18 protein-coding genes and 1 pseudogene are annotated in these 15,809 nt (G+C 39.8%); 13 read left to right on the top strand and 6 right to left on the bottom strand.

Going from position 1 to position 15,809, the window contains the following annotated elements:
• Window positions 1–100 precede the first annotated feature (100 nt).
• The 5 genes and pseudogenes from MKX14_RS14880 to MKX14_RS14860 all read left to right on the top strand — a co-directional run bounded on the left by MKX14_RS14880 (window position 101) and on the right by MKX14_RS14860 (window position 3,262).
• Window positions 101–607: pseudogene (locus MKX14_RS14880) on the top strand (PadR family transcriptional regulator).
• 60 nt (window positions 608–667) lie between these two features.
• Window positions 668–973, top strand: coding sequence for a DUF3861 domain-containing protein (locus MKX14_RS14875; RefSeq protein WP_046813009.1), 306 nt, complete (start codon window positions 668–670; stop codon window positions 971–973).
• Window positions 974–1,129: 156 nt separating this feature from the next.
• Window positions 1,130–2,077: a pirin family protein gene (locus tag MKX14_RS14870; RefSeq protein ID WP_005071982.1), complete on the top strand. Its 948-nt coding sequence runs from the start codon at window positions 1,130–1,132 to the stop codon at window positions 2,075–2,077.
• On the top strand, window positions 2,074–2,481 hold the full coding sequence (locus MKX14_RS14865; RefSeq protein ID WP_108008225.1) for an OsmC family protein: 408 nt from the start codon (window positions 2,074–2,076) through the stop codon (window positions 2,479–2,481). Before MKX14_RS14870 ends, MKX14_RS14865 begins: the two co-directional genes overlap by 4 nt.
• A gap of 112 nt (window positions 2,482–2,593) precedes the next feature.
• A complete protein-coding gene (locus MKX14_RS14860; RefSeq protein WP_025466580.1) occupies window positions 2,594–3,262 on the top strand; it encodes a glutathione S-transferase in 669 nt (222 codons plus the stop codon).
• Between the two features lie 40 nt (window positions 3,263–3,302).
• Here MKX14_RS14860 and MKX14_RS14855 read toward each other — a convergent pair whose 3' ends face one another.
• Both MKX14_RS14855 and argS read right to left on the bottom strand, forming a co-directional pair.
• Entirely contained in the window at window positions 3,303–3,917 is a 615-nt protein-coding gene (locus tag MKX14_RS14855) for an SPOR domain-containing protein (RefSeq protein WP_046813011.1), read from the bottom strand.
• 158 nt (window positions 3,918–4,075) lie between these two features.
• Complete coding sequence (argS, locus tag MKX14_RS14850) at window positions 4,076–5,866, bottom strand: arginine--tRNA ligase (protein WP_240282808.1); 1,791 nt, start codon at window positions 5,864–5,866, stop codon at window positions 4,076–4,078.
• A 494-nt stretch (window positions 5,867–6,360) separates the two neighbouring features.
• Here argS and sfcA point away from each other — a divergent pair, with 494 nt between their 5' ends.
• Window positions 6,361–8,058 carry an NAD-dependent malic enzyme gene (gene sfcA, locus MKX14_RS14845; protein ID WP_240282806.1) on the top strand — a complete coding sequence of 566 codons (1,698 nt, stop codon included), beginning with the start codon at window positions 6,361–6,363 and terminating at the stop codon, window positions 8,056–8,058.
• 45 nt (window positions 8,059–8,103) lie between these two features.
• On the opposite strand, the gene MKX14_RS14840 is transcribed toward sfcA, so the two are convergent.
• Window positions 8,104–9,024, bottom strand: coding sequence for a Dyp-type peroxidase (locus MKX14_RS14840; RefSeq protein WP_240282805.1), 921 nt, complete (start codon window positions 9,022–9,024; stop codon window positions 8,104–8,106).
• A gap of 158 nt (window positions 9,025–9,182) precedes the next feature.
• Between MKX14_RS14840 and rhtB the strand changes: the two genes are divergently transcribed.
• On the top strand, window positions 9,183–9,809 hold the full coding sequence (gene rhtB, locus MKX14_RS14835; protein WP_108008240.1) for a LysE family transporter: 627 nt from the start codon (window positions 9,183–9,185) through the stop codon (window positions 9,807–9,809).
• A 1-nt stretch (window position 9,810) separates the two neighbouring features.
• Here the strand turns inward: rhtB and znuB are convergent, their stop codons facing one another.
• Genes znuB through zur form a run of 3 tightly spaced genes read right to left on the bottom strand, consistent with a single transcriptional unit; the run spans window position 9,811 to window position 11,882 of the window.
• Complete coding sequence (gene znuB / locus MKX14_RS14830; RefSeq protein WP_078220004.1) at window positions 9,811–10,620, bottom strand: zinc ABC transporter permease subunit ZnuB; 810 nt, start codon at window positions 10,618–10,620, stop codon at window positions 9,811–9,813.
• Window positions 10,621–10,623: 3 nt separating this feature from the next.
• Window positions 10,624–11,412 (bottom strand): zinc ABC transporter ATP-binding protein ZnuC, encoded by a 789-nt coding sequence (gene znuC, locus MKX14_RS14825; protein ID WP_108008242.1) that lies wholly within the window; start codon window positions 11,410–11,412, stop codon window positions 10,624–10,626.
• On the bottom strand, window positions 11,385–11,882 hold the full coding sequence (zur, locus tag MKX14_RS14820) for a transcriptional repressor (protein WP_000093118.1): 498 nt from the start codon (window positions 11,880–11,882) through the stop codon (window positions 11,385–11,387). The genes znuC and zur overlap by 28 nt, the downstream gene beginning before the upstream one ends.
• A gap of 127 nt (window positions 11,883–12,009) precedes the next feature.
• Between zur and znuA the strand changes: the two genes are divergently transcribed.
• The 6 genes from znuA to atpH all read left to right on the top strand — a co-directional run bounded on the left by znuA (window position 12,010) and on the right by atpH (window position 15,786).
• On the top strand, window positions 12,010–12,849 hold the full coding sequence (znuA, locus tag MKX14_RS14815) for a metal ABC transporter substrate-binding protein (protein ID WP_213067197.1): 840 nt from the start codon (window positions 12,010–12,012) through the stop codon (window positions 12,847–12,849).
• 170 nt (window positions 12,850–13,019) lie between these two features.
• Window positions 13,020–13,418, top strand: coding sequence for an ATP synthase subunit I (gene atpI, locus MKX14_RS14810; RefSeq protein WP_108008244.1), 399 nt, complete (start codon window positions 13,020–13,022; stop codon window positions 13,416–13,418).
• A 104-nt stretch (window positions 13,419–13,522) separates the two neighbouring features.
• Window positions 13,523–14,398, top strand: coding sequence for a F0F1 ATP synthase subunit A (atpB, locus tag MKX14_RS14805; protein WP_002114072.1), 876 nt, complete (start codon window positions 13,523–13,525; stop codon window positions 14,396–14,398).
• An 84-nt stretch (window positions 14,399–14,482) separates the two neighbouring features.
• Window positions 14,483–14,728, top strand: coding sequence for a F0F1 ATP synthase subunit C (gene atpE, locus MKX14_RS14800; RefSeq protein ID WP_000424060.1), 246 nt, complete (start codon window positions 14,483–14,485; stop codon window positions 14,726–14,728).
• A gap of 38 nt (window positions 14,729–14,766) precedes the next feature.
• Window positions 14,767–15,237 carry a F0F1 ATP synthase subunit B gene (gene atpF, locus MKX14_RS14795; RefSeq protein ID WP_001024691.1) on the top strand — a complete coding sequence of 157 codons (471 nt, stop codon included), beginning with the start codon at window positions 14,767–14,769 and terminating at the stop codon, window positions 15,235–15,237.
• Window positions 15,238–15,249: 12 nt separating this feature from the next.
• Complete coding sequence (gene atpH / locus MKX14_RS14790; RefSeq protein WP_002114070.1) at window positions 15,250–15,786, top strand: F0F1 ATP synthase subunit delta; 537 nt, start codon at window positions 15,250–15,252, stop codon at window positions 15,784–15,786.
• Window positions 15,787–15,809: the final 23 nt, after the last annotated feature.

Here is a 15,809-nt window from a genome sequence, read left to right as displayed (position 1 = left end):
TTTCAACAAAAAGAGCATTCGATTTGCTCTTTTTTATTACTTAACTTTGATAAAAGATATATCTTAATAATTATAAATTGATCATTTTGGATCTTAGAAGATGAAACAACAATCAGAACAGCATCATGCTGAACATCATCGTTCGGGACGCCGTGGAAGACTTTTTGAAGCTGGACGCATGAAACTTTTGGTACTTCATCTCATTCAGTAAAACCTAAAGCATGGTTATGAAATCATTAAAGAAATAAGTGATTTGGTAGGCGATGGCTATACGCCAAGCGCAGGAACAATTTATCCAACATTAACCAGTCTTGAAGAAATGAATTTGATTAATTTGCTGGATGTAGAGCGTAAGCAATATCAAATCACGAAATTTGGGAAAGCTTACTTAACTGAACAACAAGACAAGTTGAAAGAGTTATTAGAAAAATTACGCCTTAGACGTGAAATTCACAGTAATGATGAATTAATCGAAATTCATCGTGCAATGGAAAACTTAAAGACTGCCTTGCGTTTGAAGTTGAACTCGGCAGGTTTACAGCAAGAGCAGATTTATCAAATTGCCGAAAAAATTGATCAGGCTGCTGTTGCGATTGGGCGCCTGTAAGTCGACCTTAAACAGGTTGAAATTATTCAAAGTCATTAATTTTAAATAGAGAATTTATATATGAAACAACATCAATATCATGTCACGGTACAACACTTAAAAAATGCAAAAGGAGAGACCTCTACTTATACTGAGCGCCTTGAGTTCTATGCGGGAAATCATGACGATATTTTTGAAATCGTTGAAAAGTTAAAGAACGCAGAATTTTTTGATGATCAAACCACAAAATCTTTTGCAGTCGGTCTAAAGTTATTTAGTGAAGTCATGTTAGAGAATCGAGACCATCCATTGTTTCAAGAATTCTTGCCACAGTTTGGGCAATTTATGAAAAATTTAAAACAACAAGTTAAGACCCAATCACCTTAAGTTGGTCATATACCTTTAAATTTTTGATTGTTAAAAATTGATTGTCTCATTCATAGCACCCTGTGTATTACTAAAAGACTATATTGAATAATGAGTGTATTGTTAAGATCATTACAACGACTCATTGCAAAAGCATAGGTAAAAGAGAGTAATATCATGAGCAATAATAACGATTACGATATTTCTGATTCAAAGGATTGCGAAAAATTTGCCAATCAGTTTATTCAGGAATTTCCAATTCGCTCTGCTGAAATTGGACAGGGGACAGTCATTAAGCGGGCTTTACCTAGCCGACAAAAACGAATGATTGGTGCGTGGTGTTTCCTAGATCATGCGGGCCCAGTAACTTTTCCGGCGGGTGATGGTTTAGATGTTGGTCCTCATCCTCATATTGGTTTGCAAACCTTCACGTGGATGATTGAAGGCACCATGATGCATACCGATAGTCTAGGCTCAAAACAACTGATTCGACCTAAGCAAGTTAATTTAATGACGGCAGGTCACGGAATTTCACATACAGAAGTTGCACCTGATACAGAAACTCAAATGCACGCTGCTCAGCTCTGGATTGCCTTACCAGATGCTAAGCGCAACATGGATCCAAAATTTGAACATTATCCTGAACTGCCTGTTGTTGAGAAAGACGGTCTAGAGTTTACCGTGCTTGTGGGTGAATATTTGGCAACTACTTCTCCAGTCTTGGTACATACGCCGTTAGTGGGTGTTGACCTCATTGCTACCGAAGATACGAAAACCCGCATTCCATTAAATCCTGAGTTTGAATATGGTTTTATGGCATTAGATGGTGTTGCCCATGTGAATGGTCATGAACTCACTGCCGACAATATGGTGGTATTAGATACGGGTCTTAGTGAGATCGAAATTGAAGTAAAGAAAGGGAACCGTGTGCTGTTAGTTGGTGGTGAACCGTTTGAAACTCCAATTTTACTATGGTGGAACTTTGTTGCACGTACAATGGATGATTTAAAAGAAGCCCGTGAGCAATGGATTAACCATGATGCACGTTTTGGTGAGATTCCAGATTATGTTGGTGCACGTTTAGAAGCCCCTGTTCTTCCAGATCAAATGAGAGCATCAAAATGACAGCAGTAATCGCAAGCAGTAAAGCGAAGCCCCTTACTGAACAATGGAAGGGCGAAATCACCAGTGGTCGCCATCAATATTTTTGTGATGAGCCAGAGAAGTTGGAGGGGCAAGATCAAGGTCCAGCACCATATGATTTGCTTACTGGAAGTTTAGCAGCGTGTACGCTCATTACTTTAAGAATGTATGCAAAGCATAAGGGTTATGATTTTGGTGAGTTTTCGGTTGAAATTGATTTTCATACCAATAGAGAGCATGCAGAACACATAGAACGTCGTATTGTTTTTAAAGACTTGCCAAACCAAGAGCTTCAACAAAAAATCTTAGCAGTATGCGGTAAAACCCCAGTCACTAAAACTTTGTTACGTAGTTTAGACATTCATACTGTGCTTGTTACAGCCTAAAAATGCTATTTTGTTGAGGTGGATGATTTTATATCCATCCCACAAATGGAATAAAGCAGCATGTTCACATGCTGTTTTTTATGTAAAAAGAAAAATAAAAGCAGGCAATAATATGATTAGTGTACACCACCTGGAATGTTCGCGTTCATTTCGAATTTTATGGGCTTTAGAAGAGTTAGGCTTGGATTATGATATTCATTACTATCAACGCTTACCTAATTACTCTGCTCCAGAAACATTGAAATGTATTCATCCATTAGGTAAAGCTCCAATTTTGACTGATGATGAGCAAGTCATCGCAGAATCTGCTGTGATTTTAGAATATCTGCAGCAGCATTATGATCAAAAGCAACAATTTAAACCTACACAACCTCAAGATTTACAGCAATATATTTACTGGATGCACTATGCTGAAGGTTCGCTTATGCCACTACTGGTCATGACTTTGGTCATGAATAATGTAAATAAGCATGTGCCATGGTTAATTCAGCCAGTAGCAAAAAAAATCACAGAAGGGGTGAAAGCAAATTTTGTTCGCCCTCGTATGAAAGATCATATTAGTTTTTTAGAAAACTATTTGGCAGAGCATGAATATTTTGCAGGTGACTTTTCCTTTGCTGATATTCAAATGAGTTTCCCTTTAGAGGCTTTGCAAACGCGTTTGCAAGGTAAGTATCCTCATATTCAGGCTTTTTTACATCGTATTCGGCGAAGGGTAGCGTTTCAAAAAGCGAAAAAAAAGGGAATTGGTTCTAATGAAAGGAATTGTGCTGATATTTAAAAGAAAAGGAACAAATATTTGTTCCTTTTTTATTTTCACTTTACTTGCGTTTGATCACAATAGAATCAATACCGCTGTGTTGTAAGGTTTGCTGCGCAGCCAAAGCAGCGTCTTGAGTGTCATATGGTCCGGAAATAACACGATACCATGTTTGTCCGTTTTCAGTACTTTTGACTACATCAGCAGACAAGCCATTTAAAATGATTTCTGCACGGCGGGCATCAGCCTGATCAGGATCATTATAACTACGAACTTGTAAAATATATGTAGGTTGCTGAGGAGTTATAGCTGACTGATTCGGGTCAATTCCTACACTTTCAGAGGCAGCTGGTTGTGTGGTACTTGGTGCCTCAACAATCATAGCAGTGCCTTGATTTTTGCTTTCAGGGATCGCTTGTTCAGGAATAGGGGTAACCTGTTGTTGAGGCAATAGGTCGTAGAAGCGATAATCTTTATTGGTATCTTCTTCTTGATAATGTTCAGAAGTAATCTGATTTTTCGCAGGAACAGGTTGCCAAGGTTTCCAAAGCATAAGCATTACAGCGATACATAAGACCGCCAAAATAGCGACAAGTGTCCCTAACCATTTGGGAATTAGGGGCTTTTTAGGCTTGTTAGGTCTTTCAGATACACCGCGTTGCGTTTTGCCAAACACGTGGATTATTCCTCTGTATTTTGATTGTTTTTTAATTCGAGTTTGATTCTCGTCTTACGATGCTAAAAACAGTGGTCTGTATTCGCTATCTTAATTATACAAACCACCGCTTACTATATATTGCATGACCTTTGTTTTGCTGTCATGCAATATATTTATTACATAGATTCTGGTGCAGATACACCAAGTAATTCTAAACCATTACGAAGCACTTGTTGTACATTGATTGAAAGCAATAAACGGGCTTGTGTAAGCTCTGCATCATCGCTTAATACTTTATGTTCATTGTACCAACCATGGAATAGGGCAGCTAACTCTTTTAAGTAGTTACCAACCTGATGAGGTTCATATGCATTTGCAGCACGTAATACTGCGTCTGGATAAGCTGCCAGTTTAGCAAGAATCTCAGTTTCTGCATCAAGAGACAAGCGAGTTGCATGTGGGCGAGCAGTATTTACGTCGAATTGTAAATCTGAGCTTGCTGCTTTTTCTAACATACGACAAATACGTGCGTGTGCATATTGAATATAGTACACAGCATTGTCTTTACTTTGTGAAACAGCAAGGTCAAGGTCAAAGTCGATGTGTTGTTCACTCTTACGCATTACGTAGTAGAAACGAGCTGCATCATTGCCTACTTCTTTACGCAAGTCACGTAAAGTCACGAACTGACCAGAACGAGAAGACATTTGAACCATCTCGCCACCACGCCATAAACTTACGAACTGAACTAAAAGTACAGTTAGTTTTTTAGAGTCGTAACCCATTGCATCAATCGCCGCTTTTACGCGAGAAATATAGCCGTGGTGGTCAGAACCCCAAATATCGATTAGGTCAGTATAACCACGTTGTAGTTTATTTAAGTGGTATGCAATGTCAGATGCAAAGTAAGTCGTTTGACCATTACGACGCTTAACAACACGGTCTTTTTCATCGCCAAATTCAGTCGACTTGAACCAGATGTTGCCATCTTTTTCATAAAGGAAGCCACGTTGATCAAGTGTTTCTAAAGCTTCATCAATTTTTGCACTAAGAGATGCTTCACTAAACCATTGGTTGAACGTTACACCAAAGTCAGCAAGGTCATCTTTAATGTCATCTAAAATGGCATGAAGAGCGGCTTGATGGAACACGCGGTAGCCTTCACCTAATAATTGTTGTGAGTTGGCAATAAGGCCATCAATATGCTTTTCTTTATCACCAGATAACACAACTTTGTTACCTTCGCTATCTAGCTCTTCAGCATATTGCACATCTTCTGGTACATCTTTATAAACATTCGCAACTTCACGAACGTAAGCTTCGCCATCTTTATCAATGATACCTTGTGCGATTTCTTTAACGTAATCGCCTTGATATGCATTTTTAGGGAATACAAGGTCTTGTCCAAGTAGTTCCAAATAACGTAAATAAGTAGAAGTCGCCAAAATATCCATTTGACGGCCAGCATCATTCACGTAGTACTCGCGGTCAACTTTAGCACCCGTTGCTTCAAGTAAATTAGCAACAGTCATACCGTATGCCGCACCACGTCCATGACCTACGTGTAGGCTAGACGTAGGGTTTGCAGAAACAAATTCGACTTGAATCTTTTTCGCTGCATTTGCTTGGCTACGACCAAAAATTTCTTTTTGTGCTTGAATTTGATCAAGAATAGCAAAACGCTGGTCTGCATTTAAAAAGAAGTTAATAAATCCGGGTCCTGCGATTTCAGCTTTACTGATATCTGCCACTTCTGGTAATGCAGCTAGAACTTTCTCAGCTAAATCGCGTGGTTTCATACCAGCAGCTTTCGAGCCGATCATAGCAATATTAGAAGCAAAGTCGCCATGGCTTCGGTCTTTGGTGCGTGTTAAGTTGCTTGTGTTTTTCCAGTCGGAAGGAAGCACCCCTTCTTGTTGAAGAGTTTGCACTGCATGGTCGAGAGCTGCTTGTATTGCCGTATTCATATCAATCGAAAATAGATGTCGCAGAAAAACGTCAAATATAGCAAATTTCCGATGACTTAGGGGAGGGGATTTAATATTCCAATAATTCTTTATGCAAATTACTGATGATTATTTTTTAAATGAATGTTGGTTGATGAATCCCCTTATTATTCTGAAAATAAAGAATTACAAGCCTTTTGGGCAGTTTTTGTGAGTAAATTATGTGTTTAATTTAATGCTATTTTCTGAGGAAATACCTGTTGCCGCTAAATCATATAATTATTGCTTTTAAAATTGAGAAAATAAAAGAAATTTTTAAAATTATAAAAACATTAATACGCTGATTTTTATCATTTATTTTTAAACATGTTTTAACTAAATAGTGTTCAATTTTAACATCACGGTTTAAAATATCTATTTTGATCGAATTAGGCTTAAGCTTATACGCACAAAGAGTTTTAGAGACCATACAAAACGTGTTTTTCTCTACTCTAAGCTGGAAAATGAGATAGGCAATGATATCAGGACACCCAAGTAAACATCCCCTTTATATCCCATATGCAGGTTTTACACTTTTAGAGTTACCACTTTTAAATAAAGGTTCGGCTTTCACTGAAGAAGAAAGAAGTAACTTTAACTTACACGGTTTACTCCCCCATATTATTGAAACTATTGAAGAGCAGAGCCAGCGCTCTTATCAGCAATATTGCGCTTTTACTGATGATATCAATCGACATATCTATTTGCGTAATATCCAAGATACTAACGAAACCTTGTTCTATCATTTAATCGAAAATCATCTTGAAGAAATGATGCCGATTATTTATACCCCAACAGTGGGTGAAGCATGTCAGCGTTTCTCCGATATCTATCGTCGTCATCGTGGTGTTTTTATTTCATATCCAGATCGAGATGTAATTGATGATATTTTGCAAAACGTAAATAAAAATAATGTAAAAGTGATCGTGATTACTGATGGTGAACGTATCTTAGGTCTTGGCGACCAAGGCATTGGTGGTATGGGTATTCCTATTGGGAAACTTTCACTTTACACCGCTTGTGGTGGAATTAGCCCAGCTTATACATTACCAATCACAATTGATGTGGGGACGAATAATCCACAATTACTAAATGATCCGATCTATATGGGTTGGCGTCAGCCACGTATTAGTGGTGATGAATATTATGCATTTGTCGATATGGTGATTGAAGCTGTAAAGCGTCGTTGGCCAAAAGCATTAATTCAGTTTGAAGATTTCGCACAAAAAAATGCGATGCCACTTCTAGAAAAATATCGCGATAAAATTTGTTGTTTTAACGATGATATTCAAGGAACAGCAGCGGTATCTGTAGGTAGTTTGATTGCTGCAAGTCGTGCAGCAGGCAAGCAATTAAAAGATCAAACAATTGCTTTCTTAGGTGCGGGCTCTGCGGGATGTGGTATTGCAGAGCAAATCGTTGCACAAATGGTTGCTGAAGGTCTGACTGATTCTGAAGCCCGTGCACGCGTTTATATGGTGGATCGTTTTGGTTTGATCACTGAGAATCAGCCAAACTTGCTCGACTTCCAACGTAAGTTAGCACAAAAAGCTGAGGTGGTTGATCAGTGGGGCAATATTGAAGAAGTGATTTCACTACTTGATGTTGTTAAAAATGCTAAGCCTACAGTGTTAATTGGCGTTTCTGGTCAACCGGGTCTGTTCACAGAAGAGATTATCAAGACCATGGCGGCAAACTGTGAGCGCCCAATTGTTATGCCGTTGTCTAACCCAACTTCACGTGTTGAAGCTGTACCTGCTGATATTGTGGAGTGGACTGAAGGAAAAGCATTAATTGCAACAGGTAGTCCGTTTGCTCCAGTGAACCATCATGGCAAACTTTACAATATTTCTCAGTGTAATAACTCATACATTTTCCCAGGCATTGGCTTAGGTGTAGTGGCATCGGGTGCTAAACGCGTTACTGAAAATATGTTAATGGCGTCAAGTAGTGCTTTAGCGAATTGCTCACCTTTACTAAAGGATCCGCAAGCTGATTTATTACCACCTTTAGGGGAAATTCAGCAAGTCTCTAAAGTGATTGCGTTTGAAGTTGCGAAAGCTGCTATGGCAGATGGCGTGGCTGTAACGATTAGTGATGACTTACTTAAGCAGAAAATTGATCAGTCATTCTGGAAACCAGAATACCGTAAATATAAGCGTATTCCTTTCTAAGAATGAGAATATAAAAAGAGGAGCTTAAGCTCCTCTTTTTATCTTTTAAGCCTCTAAAATTTCTTCTAGCAACTCTTCACTTGGTGCAAAGTAATATGCGCCGTCTAGTGGTGTCACGAAATGTAATAGACGATCATGGATACCATCTCCACTTGTACCAAACATGCGTTTTAGCATGGCATCAATAATGTTCAGGTCCTTGGTGTAGGCAATGAAAAATAAACCCTGATCGCCTCTGCCGTCGCCATAAGGCAAACTATGACGCAAGATTTCCATTTCTTCGCCTTCATCATCCTCAACGACAGTACGGGCAACGTGGGCATTTTCTGGTTTAACGTCATCATCAAGTTCAATTGACTCAAGCTTGGTACGACCCATAACATTTTCTTGAGCATCAACTTTTAGTTTTTTCCATTTTTCTAAGTCATGTGCATAACGCTGCGCGAAAATGAAACTGCCATCAGCAAAAACTCCCGCGCTTTCTGGCAATAGAGCTGTTTCTGCACGGTCATCTGGAAATTGAGGGTTTTCTGTGCCGTCTATAAAGCCTGTAATATCTCGGCCATCAAAATAGCGGAAGCAAACACGCTCATCAAGAACTTCAACTTTATCTTTAATACCTTCAAAAAATGCTTGGCTTAATGCAAAACAAATATCAGAACGCATACTAGCAATATGGATGAGGACATCAGCTGGTACGACTGGCATATTGAATGCGCCGTTTTCTGGTTCAAGTTGTTTAAAGCCAGCAGGAGATTGACTGTAAAGTTGTTTCCAAAGTTCTGGACCAAAAGCGACTGCTGTTTTAATTTGCGCGTCTGAATGCTGAGTAATGAGACGGTCGCGTGTTTCAAACAACGCTTCAAGTTGTTCTTTTAATTCATCAATTGATAAGTCTTTTAAACGAAGAACAATAAAACGAGCATGATCTGATGGCAACGGCAAAATGACAGATTGAGCAGTCATTGGAAGGTATCTCCTCAATTATAATTTAGTATGAGCTTTAATTATTGTGCCTGATGCGAAGAGCGGTTAGTAGTCTATTTCTTGATTTTATTGTTTGAATTCTCATCAATATAGTTTTATAAAACAGTATAATTCCACTTTTATTGTCTATTTTTACTATGTCTTTGCAAGTTTGGTTTGCCTATATGTTGGCCTGTTGGGTCATTAGTGTCTCTCCGGGTGCGGGAGCTATTGCCTCAATGTCGAGTGGTCTAAATTATGGTTTTAGACATGGTTACTGGAATGCAATCGGTTTGCAAGTTGCTTTGGTGCTTCAAATTATGGTGGTGGCAGCAGGTGTGGGGGTCTTATTTGCAACGACTCCTTTAGCTTTTCAGGCCGTTAAGTGGTTCGGTGTAGCCTATTTATTGTATTTGGCCTATTTGCAGTGGAAAGCACCTATAAAAGATATAGAAATTCAACAAGAAAAAAGAGATAAGTCTGCTTTAGCTCTGTTATTAAATGGTTTTGTGGTTAATATTAGCAATCCTAAAGCGATCGTATTTTTATTGGCAGTTTTGCCGCAGTTCTTAGATTTAAGTAAGCCTCAATGGATACAATATCTAATTATGGCGGCCACTATGATTACGATCGATTTGATTGTAATGGCTGGATATACGGGGCTGGCATCCAAGGTTTTAAGATTACTTCGATCCCCTAGACAGCAGAAATATTTAAATCGGGGCTTTGCTGTAATGTTTAGCTGTGCGGCTTTATTATTGAGCACCGTTCATCAGGCGTCCTAAGTTAGGCCGCCTGTGTTTGATTTTTTAGCTTTTGAGTTATAAAAATAACAGCAAAACTTAATGCCATACATAAAACAATACTAAGACCAGTAGAGATATTAAGTGCTGCACTTGACCATAAACCGATACTAACACCGAGCTGGGCTAACACGAATGCCCAAATAACCATTTGCTTTGGTGAGTTTGCTAGTAGGCGAGCGCTTAAGGCTGGTATTACGAGTAATGCACCCATTAGCAAAGAACCCACAGCACGCAAGGCTAAAACTGTAAATAAAGCCAATAACAACATAAAAATAAGGCGTTGCCAGTTTGCATTCACTCCTTCACTAATTGCGATATCCGGATCAATTGCAAACTGTATTTGTGGCTGCCAAAAACGGTAAAGAATTACGAGTGATATCGCAATAATCAAAGTGAAAACAGGCAGATCTGGCCAATCAATGCTGAGCAAGTCGCCAAATAAATAACTTAAAAGCTCTGGTCTTAAACTTGGTACATGTTGAATAAACAATAAACCACTACACAGTAATGTCGCTGAGCATAAGGCTAACAGAGCATCGTTGGGCAAACGATTGTCGTGTAAAGCCCATAATACGCCTACCAGTAAAACCGCTGTGCCTGCAACGCCAAGCCATAATGGAAGACTTAAGGCTCCTGCAATAGCAACCCCGAGTAGTGTTCCGTGCGCCATCGTGTCAGCAAAAAAAGACATGCGTCTCCAAAGCATTAAACAACCCAGAGGGGCAGTCAAAAATACCAGCAGGGTTCCCATAATCCATGCGGGCAACAATAATTGTAACCATTCCATCATGGCTTAAGCTTCCGGTTCTGGGTGAATATGAGGGCGGTCATTATGAGGGCAAGGGTGAGCAGCATCACCATGAGCACAATGGTCATGATGATGTTGATAGAAGACCCTTTGAGTTCCAAATATTGCCTGATATTCAGGGTGTTGTTGAATATTCTCGGGTAGCCCACTACAGCAAATATGTTTATTTAAACACACTACGCGGTGTGTTCCTTGCATCACCCATTGTAAGTCATGAGAGACAATTAAGATCGCACAACCATATCGTTCTGGCAGACTGCGAACATAATCATAAAGTTCAGCTTCTGACTGAATATCTAAACCTTGCATCGGTTCGTCAAGAACTAAAATATCTGGCTGACGAAGCAGTGCACGAGCCAATAGTACTCTTTGGCGTTCTCCACCTGAAAGTTGTTGTACTTTTGATTGTTGTAACTTTGAAATACCTGTGTCTTGAATAATTTCCTGACGAAGGGTAGGGCTACACTTTTCAAGATCTAATAAATCTTGTACCCGTAAAGGAAGACTATGAGATGGATTAAATTTCTGAGGCACATAAGCCATTTTTAGTTTTTTATTGCTTATGACACGTCCACTACTTGGCTTTAAAATACCAAGTAGAACTTTAATTAAAGTTGATTTACCTGCGCCATTGGGACCAATTAAGGTCACAATTTCATTTTCATGCAGAGCAAAATCAACTTTTTTTAATATATCCCGCTGATCACGATGAACAGAGACCTGTTCAAGTTGAATCAATACAGGATTTAGCGAGCTGTGCGGCACTGCTGGCATTTCCCCGAAATTTCTATAATGCTGTGTTGTGCTGCGAAATCATCTAAAGCTGCAAGTTGGTCAAGTTGTTGGGTTAGACCTTGTGAAGATGCTTCTTTAACCGTGTGACATTCGGTACAAATCAGGAATGCAGCCTGATGACCTTCACGTGGGTGACAGCATGGTATGTAAGCATTAATAGATGTTAAGCGATGAATAAGACCCTTTTCTAATAAAAAGTCTAAAGTTCTATAAACAGTAGGAGGGGCGGCAGGGCGATCTGTTTGACTTTTAATACGTGCTAATAAGTCATAGGCACCCATAGGACCTGAAGCATTTAAAATGAGTTCAAGAACTTCTTTACGCAAAGGCGTAAGGCGTGCACCGACCGCAGTACATAAAGTTTCTGCTTCAGCTAAACGACTTGCGACATTATGGTGATCATGTACACCATGCAAAGAATCATGATGTTCATGCATGCAAGAACTCATAGACATAACCTCAAATTTTTAATGGAATATTAGCATGAAGCGATGCTTCATTCGATTAATCTTAGGTATTTTTGTAACTTTGTTATATTATAACATGCTTCGAGCTATTACTAATTGATGGTCTGTCATGTTCCGTTTTTTTGTTTTCAGTATGTTCTCTCTTTTGAGTACGTTAGGGTGGGGTCAGGGTTTGGTGGTTTCTACACACCCGATTTATCTGATTGCAAAAGAAGTCACTCAAGGGGTTGAAGAACCACAACTCTTATTAAAGGGACAAACTGGGCATGACGTACAATTAACTCCAGCGCATCGTAAAGCAATAAATGATGCGTCTTTGGTGATTTGGTTGGGTAAAGCGCATGAAGCGCCCTTAAATAAATTATTAGGTAATAATAAAAAGGCGATTGCACTATTAGATAGTGGCATTGTTTCTGTTTTACCTCAGCGAAGTACACGCGGTGCAGCTTTACCCAATACAGTAGATACCCATGTGTGGTTAGAGCCCAACAATGCAGTTCGAATTGGTTTCTTTATTGCTGCTTTGCGCTCTCAGCAACACCCTGAAAATAAGGCAAAGTATTGGAATAACGCCAATGTGTTTGCCCGTAAAATGTTACAGGCAGCACAAGCTTACGATAGTTCAAGTAATGGCAAACCGTATTGGGCATATCATGATGCCTATCAATATTTAGAACGCTCACTAAACTTAAAGTTCGCTGGTGCTTTAACAGATGATCCTCACGTTGCACCAACAGCAGCTCAAATTAAGTATCTTAATGATAATCGACCAAAAAATCAGATGTGTTTGTTGGCAGAGAGTTTTACCACTAAGAGTCAATATCAAAAATTAGGTAACATTACTTTTCAACCAGTAGACGAGAGCATGAATAATGAGGATGATTTCGTCACTGCATGGAAGAAACTGGCTATAAAAACAGATAAATGTGTATTAAGTACGCAAAAGTAAGATAAAAAGTAAACAAAGGCTGACTGTAGCGTCAGCACCACCTGTCATGAAAAACCCCGACTAAAGTCGGGAAAAGATTGCATGTTCAGGGGTGTAACTCTATAATGCCTGCGATTAAAAGCGATCATCAGCTAAACTTGTCAAGCATTTATGCTGTGAGTGGATAAATAATGAGCCAAACTAGTCGCTTGATTGACCGACGATTAGCAAAAGCTTTGGTCTTCTTACAAGCATGTATGATCCCTGTTTCCGCGCTTGTGGCGTGGAACATAAAAGACATGACAGCAGCATTAAGTGCGGCACTTGGTGCGTTGGTCTGCTGGCTTGCTACGGGTTATTTTTCCTGGCAATCCTTCAGAACAGCAGGTGCACGAGCATCAAAACAAGTGCTGTCTAACATGTATAGGGGCATGTTAGGCAAATTTGCAATCATGATCGTTGGATTTATTTTGATTTTGAGCAATGTTAAACCTTTATCACCGTTAGCATTGCTGTTTGGTTTTATTCTCGTTCAGGCAATGTCGTGGGTCGCTCCGTTTTGGGTGTCACGTCTACAAAAACGGGTGTAGAAACAAGAAGAATTGAAGATTTTTTGGAGGGTGGCGAGATATCGACAGTACGCCGATGTTCGTTTCCCTTCTTTTTAGTAATTGACATTGACCAGGTGTGATTTATGGCTGCTGAAGAACATGCCCTCACTTCGACAGAGTATATCAAGCATCACTTGACCAATATGACCTATGGCAAAATGCCAGACGGTACATGGAAATTGGCTGAGACTGCTGAAGAAGCTCATTCGATGGGGTTCACTGCAATTCACTTGGATTCAATGGGTTGGTCAATTGGCCTTGGTGTGATTTTCTGTTTGATGTTCTGGATCGTTGCAAAAGCTGCAAATGCAGGTGTTCCAACTAAATTCCAGTCAGCAATCGAAATGATCATTGAGTTTGTTGACTCAAGTGTCCGTGATACTTTTCATGGCAAATCACGTTTAATCGCTCCGCTTGCACTCACTATTTTCGTGTGGATTTTCCTCATGAACTTAATGGACTTGATCCCAGTTGACTGGATTCCTCAAGTTGCAGCGTTTGTAGGTGCAAACGTATTTGGCATGGACCCTCACCACGTTTACTTCAAGATCGTTCCATCTACAGATCCAAACATTACTTTAGGTATGTCTTTATCTGTATTTGTACTTATCTTGTTCTACAGCATCCGCGAAAAGGGTGTTGGTGGTTTCGTTGGCGAGTTGGCACTTAACCCATTTAACCCAAGTAATCCAGTTGCAAAAGCGTTGCTTATTCCAGTGAACTTGATTTTGGAATTGGTAACATTCCTTGCTCGTCCGATTTCATTAGCTCTCCGACTATTCGGTAACATGTATGCCGGTGAGTTGATCTTTATCCTAATTGCTTTATTGCCGTTCTGGATTCAATGGGCGTTGTCTGTGCCTTGGGCGATCTTCCACATTCTTGTAATCACGTTGCAGGCATTCATCTTTATGATGCTTACCATCGTTTACTTGAGCATGGCAAGCGAAAAACATTAATGGTATTGCCTAACTATCAAATGATGGTTGGGCTGAATTTTTTTAATTTAATTTGGTAATAACCTAACCTCTGAGGAATTTTTCATGGAACTCACTTTAGGTCTAGTTGCAATTGCATCTGCTATCTTGATCGCTTTCGGTGCTTTGGGTACTGCGATTGGTTTTGGTCTTTTGGGTGGTCGCTTTTTAGAAGCTGTTGCTCGTCAACCAGAATTGGCTCCACAACTTCAAACTCGTATGTTCTTAATCGCGGGTCTTCTTGATGCTGTGCCTATGATCGGTGTTGGTATTGGCTTGTTCTTCATCTTCGCTAATCCATTTGTAGGTTAATCATCTTAATTCCTAAATCCACTATTTGAGGAATTGCAATGAATATCAACCTCACATTGATTGGTCAAGCGATTGCGTTTGCATTCTTTGTTGCATTCTGCATGAAGTTTGTTTGGCCACCACTAATCAATGCGATTAGTGAGCGTCAGCGTAAAATCGCTGATGGCTTAAATGCAGCAGAAAAAGCGAAAGCTGACCTTGCCGATGCACAAGCGCAAGTTAAGCAAGAACTTGATGCAGCTAAAGCACAAGCGGCTCAATTGATCGAACAAGCGAACCGTCGTGCAGCGCAATTGATCGAAGAAGCTCGTACTCAAGCTGCGGCTGAAGGTGAGCGTATTCGTCAACAGGCTAAAGAAGCTGTTGATCAAGAAATCAATTCTGCTCGCGAAGAATTACGTCAACAAGTAGCTGCTTTGGCAGTAACTGGTGCAGAAAAAATCCTGAACCAGCAAGTTGATGCAGAAGCTCATAACGCCATGCTGTCTCAGCTGGCTGCTAAACTTTAAGCGAGGCGAATTATGGCTGAACTCTTGACGTTGGCACGTCCGTATGCCAAAGCAGCATTTGCTTATGCTTCTGAGCAAGGTGCAACAGACAATTGGTCGAATGCGTTACAAGTGCTCAGTGCTGCGGTGCAAGACGAAGCATTTTCCGCTTATTTAAATCGCCCTGAACTTACTCCTGCGGAGCAAGTGAAGCTTTTTGCTAAAGTTTTAGGTGAAGATCAATCTCAAGCAGTGTCTAACTTTTTGACACTTCTTGCAGATAACGATCGTTTAATGCTGTTACCTGAAATTGAAGCAGAATATGAACAGCTTAAATCACAGAATAACAACAATGTGGATGTCGTGATTGAATCGGCTTTCCCGTTAACTGCTGAACAAGAGCAACTGTTGAAATCTGCTTTAGAAAAGCGTTTTAACAGCACAGTAACTGTTTCAGTTGAAGTTAAACCTGAGCTTATTGCAGGTGTTGTAATTCGTGCAGGCGATCAAGTGATAGATGATTCTGCGCTTAACAAGCTTGAAAAAATGCGTACTCGTCTTCTTGCATAATGCAAATGATGAAGACTGAACTA

Origin of the sequence: Acinetobacter pittii (assembly GCF_022449185.1) — a bacterium.
GTDB lineage: Bacteria > Pseudomonadota > Gammaproteobacteria > Pseudomonadales > Moraxellaceae > Acinetobacter > Acinetobacter pittii_I.
Note: the sequence above shows the minus strand (reverse complement) of the source record. Positions and strands in the feature narration are given on the sequence as shown.

Bases quoted from the DNA above. Each gene is read 5' to 3' on its own strand.
- atpF (WP_001024691.1), top strand. From the start codon at position 14,767: ATGAATATCAACCTCACATTGATTGGTCAAGCGATTGCGTTTGCATTC.
- znuB (WP_078220004.1), bottom strand. From the start codon at position 10,620: ATGATGGAATGGTTACAATTATTGTTGCCCGCATGGATTATGGGAACC.
- MKX14_RS14860 (WP_025466580.1), top strand. From the start codon at position 2,594: ATGATTAGTGTACACCACCTGGAATGTTCGCGTTCATTTCGAATTTTA.
- MKX14_RS14875 (WP_046813009.1), top strand. From the start codon at position 668: ATGAAACAACATCAATATCATGTCACGGTACAACACTTAAAAAATGCA.
- zur (WP_000093118.1), bottom strand. From the start codon at position 11,882: ATGAGTTCTTGCATGCATGAACATCATGATTCTTTGCATGGTGTACAT.
- atpI (WP_108008244.1), top strand. From the start codon at position 13,020: ATGAGCCAAACTAGTCGCTTGATTGACCGACGATTAGCAAAAGCTTTG.
- atpB (WP_002114072.1), top strand. From the start codon at position 13,523: ATGGCTGCTGAAGAACATGCCCTCACTTCGACAGAGTATATCAAGCAT.
- MKX14_RS14865 (WP_108008225.1), top strand. From the start codon at position 2,074: ATGACAGCAGTAATCGCAAGCAGTAAAGCGAAGCCCCTTACTGAACAA.
- atpE (WP_000424060.1), top strand. From the start codon at position 14,483: ATGGAACTCACTTTAGGTCTAGTTGCAATTGCATCTGCTATCTTGATC.
- MKX14_RS14840 (WP_240282805.1), bottom strand. From the start codon at position 9,024: ATGACTGCTCAATCTGTCATTTTGCCGTTGCCATCAGATCATGCTCGT.
- znuA (WP_213067197.1), top strand. From the start codon at position 12,010: ATGTTCCGTTTTTTTGTTTTCAGTATGTTCTCTCTTTTGAGTACGTTA.
- znuC (WP_108008242.1), bottom strand. From the start codon at position 11,412: ATGCCAGCAGTGCCGCACAGCTCGCTAAATCCTGTATTGATTCAACTT.
- rhtB (WP_108008240.1), top strand. From the start codon at position 9,183: ATGTCTTTGCAAGTTTGGTTTGCCTATATGTTGGCCTGTTGGGTCATT.
- sfcA (WP_240282806.1), top strand. From the start codon at position 6,361: ATGATATCAGGACACCCAAGTAAACATCCCCTTTATATCCCATATGCA.
- argS (WP_240282808.1), bottom strand. From the start codon at position 5,866: ATGAATACGGCAATACAAGCAGCTCTCGACCATGCAGTGCAAACTCTT.
- atpH (WP_002114070.1), top strand. From the start codon at position 15,250: ATGGCTGAACTCTTGACGTTGGCACGTCCGTATGCCAAAGCAGCATTT.
- MKX14_RS14870 (WP_005071982.1), top strand. From the start codon at position 1,130: ATGAGCAATAATAACGATTACGATATTTCTGATTCAAAGGATTGCGAA.